Source organism: Waltera acetigignens (assembly GCF_025567015.1).
Taxonomy (GTDB): domain Bacteria; phylum Bacillota; class Clostridia; order Lachnospirales; family Lachnospiraceae; genus Acetatifactor; species Acetatifactor acetigignens.
This window is the reverse complement of the sequence record NZ_JAOQJO010000047.1, coordinates 1-1763: the sequence shown is the minus strand read 5'-3', so window position 1 is coordinate 1763 and position 1763 is coordinate 1. Positions and strand designations below refer to the sequence as shown.

Annotated in this window: 1 protein-coding gene; it reads right to left on the bottom strand. The window is 38.7% G+C overall.

What is annotated here, in order from left to right; translation table 11 throughout:
• Positions 1-313: 313 nt before the first annotated feature.
• Positions 314-1606, bottom strand: a complete 1293-nt coding sequence (locus tag OCV96_RS19355; RefSeq protein WP_118669798.1) for an IS30 family transposase — start codon at positions 1604-1606, stop codon at positions 314-316.
• Positions 1607-1763 lie beyond the last annotated feature (157 nt).

Here is a 1763-nt window from a genome sequence, read left to right as displayed (position 1 = left end):
GCTGAATTGGAATCCGAGCTTCCAGTTTGCAAGTTTAAGTTCTGATTTAGCTAATCGCTTGCATAAGTAAATTCTGGCAAATCAAAATATCATGATTTTTATGGAAGTTAGTTTTGCAAAGTTCTTCAAAACTGGAATTTACTATTAGAAACAAGTTGTTTTATGCTTCATATGCTGATATTCTTTTTTTGAGATCTTAATCCTCTGAAAAAAGAGTCACGTTAAGCGGAGGTCGAATTTTATTTCTTTTTTCGCAAGATTAAATTCCACCCCTCATTCGGTTCAGTATTTTTTCCGAATGGCGCTACGTTTCTTATTTTTTCAGTAATAGAGGTGTAAGGTTAATCTCATTAGCGGGAATGGATTTTATTCCTAACTTGTCAAGAATATCCCCGCCATTAATGAAGCTGAACAACTGGTGTGCCGACTGGTTATTCAGCTTTTTTCTGTTATATGAGTTGATATGACTCATCATAAGATTGATATCATCCTGAGTTAAGTTATCAAAAGAGGTTTTCTTCGGAAGCACACGACGAATCATCTCATGTGTAACTTCACAACCACCTTTTTGATCAGAACGCTGTGGATCACAATAAAAGATATGTGTTCTGCGACCATTGCCCTTATTAAATTCGATTGCCAGCGGGTTAGTAAATTCACTTCCTCTGTCGGTCAAAATCACCTGGAAGAGGCTAGTGAATACTTCATGTCCTAACTGTTCATACAACCAGTCAAATATTTCTGTAACTGACTTGGCGGTATTGTTATCACGGATAAAAGCAAGCATTAAACTACTATTTCTAAAGTATATGGTCAACAAGACTTTACCGCCTTTGCGACCTTCTACTGAATCCATTTCCACTACCGGAATATCAGGATTCGCAGCAAGATAAGCTTCAAAATCCTCGTAAGTGCGTCCTACATGACACTGCTTGTCTACTCTTACAGGCTTCTTATGTGAGCGGGTACGATAACGGACCTTTCTTGGAAGATCAACGTTATCTACAGATAAAAGCCCTGCATCAATGTAGTTATAAATAGTCTTTTCATCAAGCATGATATCATCTGCATTATTGACACATATCATGTGAATAGACTGGCCTAACTTAACAAGCGGTGAAACAATAGCATCTACACGCTTTAATTCTTCCGGTGTAATTGCTATTCCTTGACGACTTTCTGAGCGAGTAGTCTCATAATTCTTCTGAGCTGATTTGGCAGAATAAATATGCTTCTCCAGCTTACAGGATTGCCGTTGGATACAGCCGTTGCAAACGTATGGTGGTTTCTTCAGTTTGTTACAAACCAATACCTCAAACTGCTTGCAATGCTCGTAGCACTTTACACGAGGACATCTCTTGCAGCTTTTTGAATACTGTAGTTTGCACTTTGAACATGCTGTTCCGTATTCATCACAGGTACTTCGCTTGCTGCAGGGATTGAAGGAATCTTTACGTACAGTCTGACTATGGAGTCTGACTTCTTTTGAGATAGTAGAAGGGTCCTTGCCAAGTTCCCTACCTATCTCAGTAAATGAAGCTCGTTCTCTTATGCGAACTTCTATTGTGGCTCTTTCATCAAGAACCAGATGTGCATTCTTAGCCATGGTATTCTCCTTGGATAACGCCATCCGGACTCTATTGCTGAGCCACAACTATAACTAGATATCAAGAGGTTTGCAACACTAACTTCTAGGATATATTTTGCAATACTAAGTTCCAGTTTTTGGGTGAATGGACTGGAATTTAATTTTCCAATTCACC